This window comes from Buttiauxella warmboldiae (genome assembly GCF_003818135.1).
In the GTDB taxonomy this organism is placed as follows: domain Bacteria; phylum Pseudomonadota; class Gammaproteobacteria; order Enterobacterales; family Enterobacteriaceae; genus Buttiauxella; species Buttiauxella warmboldiae.
In genome coordinates this window covers 1-5,009 of sequence record NZ_RPOH01000121.1, presented here as the reverse complement: position 1 = coordinate 5,009, position 5,009 = coordinate 1, and the positions used below count along the sequence as shown (strand labels likewise).

At 51.0% G+C, this 5,009-nt stretch carries 6 protein-coding genes; 3 read left to right on the top strand and 3 right to left on the bottom strand.

Annotation, left to right across the window (positions count from 1 at the left end; all coding sequences use genetic code 11):
- Window positions 1–232, top strand: a 232-nt coding sequence (locus EHN07_RS20265; protein WP_124025804.1) for a helix-turn-helix domain-containing protein, incomplete at its 5' end; no start/stop codon positions are given.
- 131 nt (window positions 233–363) lie between these two features.
- Here EHN07_RS20265 and EHN07_RS20260 read toward each other — a convergent pair.
- Genes EHN07_RS20260 through EHN07_RS20250 form a run of 3 tightly spaced genes read right to left on the bottom strand, consistent with a single transcriptional unit; the run spans window position 364 to window position 3,178 of the window.
- On the bottom strand, window positions 364–1,671 hold the full coding sequence (locus tag EHN07_RS20260) for a TRAP transporter large permease (protein ID WP_124025803.1): 1,308 nt from the start codon (window positions 1,669–1,671) through the stop codon (window positions 364–366).
- Window positions 1,664–2,176, bottom strand: a complete 513-nt coding sequence (locus EHN07_RS20255; protein WP_124025802.1) for a TRAP transporter small permease — start codon at window positions 2,174–2,176, stop codon at window positions 1,664–1,666. The genes EHN07_RS20260 and EHN07_RS20255 overlap by 8 nt, the downstream gene beginning before the upstream one ends.
- 18 nt (window positions 2,177–2,194) lie before the next feature.
- On the bottom strand, window positions 2,195–3,178 hold the full coding sequence (locus EHN07_RS20250; protein WP_124025801.1) for a TRAP transporter substrate-binding protein: 984 nt from the start codon (window positions 3,176–3,178) through the stop codon (window positions 2,195–2,197).
- Between the two features lie 340 nt (window positions 3,179–3,518).
- Here EHN07_RS20250 and sodA point away from each other — a divergent pair, with 340 nt between their 5' ends.
- Window positions 3,519–4,139, top strand: a complete 621-nt coding sequence (sodA, locus tag EHN07_RS20245) for a superoxide dismutase [Mn] (RefSeq protein WP_120065883.1) — start codon at window positions 3,519–3,521, stop codon at window positions 4,137–4,139.
- 70 nt (window positions 4,140–4,209) lie between these two features.
- Complete coding sequence (gene yiiM, locus EHN07_RS20240) at window positions 4,210–4,884, top strand: 6-hydroxyaminopurine reductase (protein ID WP_124025800.1); 675 nt, start codon at window positions 4,210–4,212, stop codon at window positions 4,882–4,884.
- The last annotated feature ends 125 nt before the right edge of the window (window positions 4,885–5,009 follow it).

Sequence of the window (5,009 nt, the reverse complement as noted above, 5' to 3'; positions counted from 1 at the left end):
CGAGCGCACCCTTCGTCAGCAGTTCCGCCAGCAAACCGGCATGACCGTAAACCACTATTTGCGCCAGCTGCGCATCTGCCATGCGCAATATCTTCTGCGTCATACCGATTATCTGATTAGCGAAGTGGCCACTCGCTGCGGTTTTGAGGACAGTAACTACTTCTCAGTGGTCTTCACGCGTGAAATGGGTATGACGCCAAGCCAGTGCAGACAGCGCAATGTTGCTGCCTGAATAAATCCGACACCCGGAAAGCAGGTGCCGTTGAGATGGCTGACAACGCAGGAAAAAGCGTGGTTTTTCCTTCTTTTTATTAATGGTCTATGTCCGTTTTGCGAAAGTCATGGGGTTTCTGCGTTTCCTGTTTACATCACGCCCAGTATTCGTGGCAGGAACAGCGTGATCTCGGGGATATAAGTGATGATAAGCAACACGGCGATAATGGCGACATAGAACGGAATCAGCGGTTTTATTACCTCTTCCACTTTCACCTTACCGACGCTCGCCCCTACGTACAGGCCACTTCCCACCGGCGGCGTAATGGTGCCGATAGCCAGGTTGTAGATCATCAGGATCCCAAAGTGCACCGGATCGACCCCCAGCTTCACCATAATCGGCAGCAGGATTGGGGTGAAGATCAGAATCGCCGGGCCAATATCCATGAAGGCACCGATCACCAGCAAGAAGAGCGTCACGACCAGCAGGATGACCAGCTTGTTATCGGAGATACCGAGAATCAAATCGCTCAGCGCCGCTGGAATGTTGGTAATCGACATTGAGAACGACATCGCGGAGGAGGTGGCTAACAGGAACATAATCACCCCCGTCATGACCACAGTTTGCGTCAGGATGTCAGGCAAATCTTTGATTTTTATGGTTCGGTATAGGCCCATCGTTAACAGCAAGGTGTAAACCACCGCGATGGCCGATGCTTCAATTGCGGTGAAGATGCCCTGCACGATACCGCCGACGATAATCACAATCAGCAGCAGGCTAGGTACGGCCTCCAGCGTCACTTTCAGCGCCACGCCTTTTTGCAGGGCAAAGAAGACGCGATAGTTATTGCGTCTGGCAACCACCAGCGTCACTAACATACAGCCCACGCCCCATAAAACTCCGGCGACCAGGCCGCCCGCAAACAGCGCCGCAATAGAAGTACCGCCGCTTGCCAGCGCGTAGAGAATAAATGCCGTGGTCGGTGGAATCAGCATGCCGGTTGGCGCGGAAGCGATATTGACGGCTGCGGCGAAGCTGCGTTTATAGCCCTCTTTAGCACTCATCGGCACCATTACGCCGCCAATCGAGGTGGAAGCCGCAATCGCCGAACCGGAAATCGCGCCAAACATCATATTACCGATGATATTGGTGTAAGAGAGCGATCCTGGCAGCCTGCCGGTGAATAATTTAGCGAAGTTCACCAACCGCGTGGCGACACCGCCGCTGTTCATAATCACCCCGGAAAGGACGAAGAACGGCACGGCCAGCAGAGCAAAACTGTCAAGGCTGGAGAACATTTTCTGCGCGGTGGCAAACATCGAGATATCAAAGGGTAAAGCCAGCATCATGGTGCTGCATGAGGCAATAACAATACAGATACCGATAGGTGCGCCCATGGCAAGTAACACCACAAACACGCCCACTAAGGTGAAGGAAGCAAGGATCGGATCAATCATGTTGTTTCTCCATGGCGGCGCCAGATTCATTCTGCGTATTCATTGCCTTAACCAAATCAACGATGTTCATCAGGCTATATATAATGATTAGCCCGCCCGCCACAGGCAGCGCGTAGTAGATTTTGCCCATTGGAATGCCCAGCGCCGGGGAGATTTGCAGCATTGAGATCGAGGAAATCTTCAGGCCGCCGATAATCAGCACCCAAACGGAGAAAGCAGCAAAGGTGATTTGCAGAATAATCATCCACCAGCGCTGCACCGCAGGCGACACTTTATCCATCAAAAGCGTCAGGCTGATGTGCTGATTCTTTCCGGCAACCAACGCCATGCCGAGCATAGAAAGCCATACCAGAGAGAAGCGCAGCAGCTCTTCTGAAGTCGTGCTTGGCACACCAACAACATAACGGCTGATGACCTGCCAGCAGGCAACACAAACCATCACCGCCAGTAGCAGGCAACACAGGCTACTAAGGATTTGATCGAGCTTTTTTCTTAACATATCCATTTTACGATCCCGTAATAATTAGCCTTTGGCCGACTGAATATTTTGATAAAGCGAATAGAGTGCGGGTTTATCTTTTAGCCCGTCATAAATGGGCTGCACTGCGTCCTGGAAGGGCTTTTTATCGATATCAAAAAACTCCACGTTGAAGTCTTTCATCGCCTGCTGGCGGGTCTTTTCGATCTCCTCATCCCAGGCCGCCTTTTCAAACTCAATCGACGCTTTTACCGCATCTTTAACGATTTGCTGTTGCTCAGGCGTGAGCTTTTCGAGCGTTAAATTACTCATCAGCAGGATGTCGGGAATGCGCGTGTGCATATCGTAGGTGTAGAAGCGGGCAACTTCGCCATGGCGGGCGATGGTCAGGGCAAACTCGTTGTTTTCAGCGCCATCCAGAATGCCCTGCTGCAACGAGGTATAAACCTCAGCCTGGCTCATAGCGATAGGCGAGGCGCCGAGCAGTTTGAGCGTGCGAATGGCGGTCTCACTTTGCATCACGCGGATTTTTTTACCGCGTAAGTCTTCTATTTTGCGTACCGGCGCTTTGCTCATATAAAAGTTACGCGCCCCGGAGTCATACCAGCCGATACCGATAAAGCCCTGTGCCGCAGTGGACTGGTATACAGGCTCCATCACGTCGGGGTTATCCATCACCTGATAGTATTCTTTAACGTCAGCAAACAGATACGGCAGAGAAAAGACGCCGTACATCGGCGAAAAACTTTCCATCAGCCCGGATGACACCTTGGTAATGTCCACTACGCCAACCTGTGCAAGCTCCACCAGTTCGCGTTCACCGCCCAGCTGGCCATCAGGAAAGTAAATAACCTTCACTTCCCCTGCGGTTTTTTCTTCAACTTGTTTACCCAGGAAATGAAGCGCGTCTTTAACCGGCTGGCTGTTTTCGGCGTAAGCCAGTCGCAAAACGGTTTGCGCATGAGAGACAAAAGCTATGGATGATAAACAGCATAAAAGCAGCGTTCCTACTGTTCTTGATAATTTCATAACTTCCTCATTGTGAACATAGTTTTACCTGTAACGAAATTACGGGTTCAGCCAACGCTTCACCTTGTGAATTTTGCCATTGTGAACGAAAGCGTGGCGCTGTGAGAAAGATTTTGAAAATGCGTTTCACATTTCTGCAATTAGGCACGTTGCCTTTTGAAACGGGAGAAATTAGGGGGCAAACTGCGTTTTTTTCAATCAGATAACTAAAAGTGATAACCTTATAAAAAATACGGCATTGATAATCATTTTCAATATCATTTAATTAACTATAATGAACCAACTGCTTACGCGGCGTTAACAGCTTGTTCGCCGCTGGATAATAATGGAGATGATGAATATGAGTTATACCCTGCCATCCCTGCCTTACGCTTACGACGCCCTGGAACCCCATTTCGACAAGCAAACGATGGAAATCCACCACAGCAAACACCACCAGGCGTATGTTAATAACGCGAATGCAGCGCTGGAATCTCTGCCAGAGTTTGCAAGCCTGCCGGTTGAAGAGCTGATCGCTAAACTGGATCAACTGCCGGCTGACAAAAAAACCGTTCTGCGTAACAACGCGGGCGGTCACGCTAACCACAGCTTCTTCTGGAAAGGCCTGAAAACTGGCACCACGCTGCAAGGCGATCTGAAGGCGGCCATCGAGCGTGATTTCGGTAGCGTTGATAACTTCAAAGCTGAATTTGAGAAAGCAGCAGCAACACGTTTCGGCTCCGGCTGGGCGTGGCTGGTTCTGAAAGGTGACAAACTGGCTGTCGTTTCTACTGCAAACCAGGACAGCCCGCTGATGGGCGAAGCCGTTGCTGGCGTTTCCGGCTTCCCAATCGTGGGCCTGGACGTTTGGGAACACGCTTACTACCTGAAATTCCAGAACCGTCGCCCTGACTACATCAAAGCATTCTGGGATGTGGTGAACTGGGACGAAGCAGCAGCACGTTTTGCCGCTAAAAAATAAGTTGCATTGCCGCTGACGAGAGGCGAGCCTGATGGCTCGCTTTTTTTATGTCTGCGGCAGGAAGGTTCAGATGCGCTATCCGGTAAACGTTTATGTGGGCAAAGTTCGTGAATATGCGGGCAGCAAGCCCAGCGCCATCGCCAAATATCAGGTAGACGGTGAACTTAAACTCACCGAACTGGGGCTGGAAGGCGATCAGCAGGCTGAAAAAGTTGTTCACGGTGGGCCGGATCGCGCGTTATGCCACTATCCACGTGAGCATTACACCTACTGGGCGCGTGAATTTCCCGAGCAGGCAGAGCTGTTTTCCGCGCCGGCGTATGGCGAGAATTTATCGACCGAAGGGCTGAGCGAAAAAGAGGTTTATATCGGCGATATTTTCCGCTGGGGCGAGGCGCTGATTCAGGTCACGCAGCCGCGTTCACCGTGCTACAAGCTGAATGACCATTTTGGCATTAGCGATATGTCGTCTTTGATGCAGGAAACCGGTTATTGCGGCTGGCTGTATCGCGTGATTCTGGCAGGAAATGTGTCAACGGATTCCCCGCTGGAGCTGGTTGCTCGCCTCAGTGATGTGACGGTGGCAGAAGCGATTGCTACGGCGTGGCATATGCCGTTTGATGATGAGCAGTATCACCGGTTGCTGTCGGCGGCGGGATTGTCGGTTAGCTGGACGCGCACCATGCAGAAACGGCGCATTTCAGGAAAGATTGAAGATAATTCCCGGCGGTTATTTGGTAAGTAAGTTGGGTAAATAAACCCCAGATACGAAAAAACCTGCCGCGGCAGGTTTTTAAATTCTTAGCTTTGCTAACGCTAACCTTACAGGTTAGTAACGTTACCAGCAGCTGGGCCTTTAGCACCACTTTC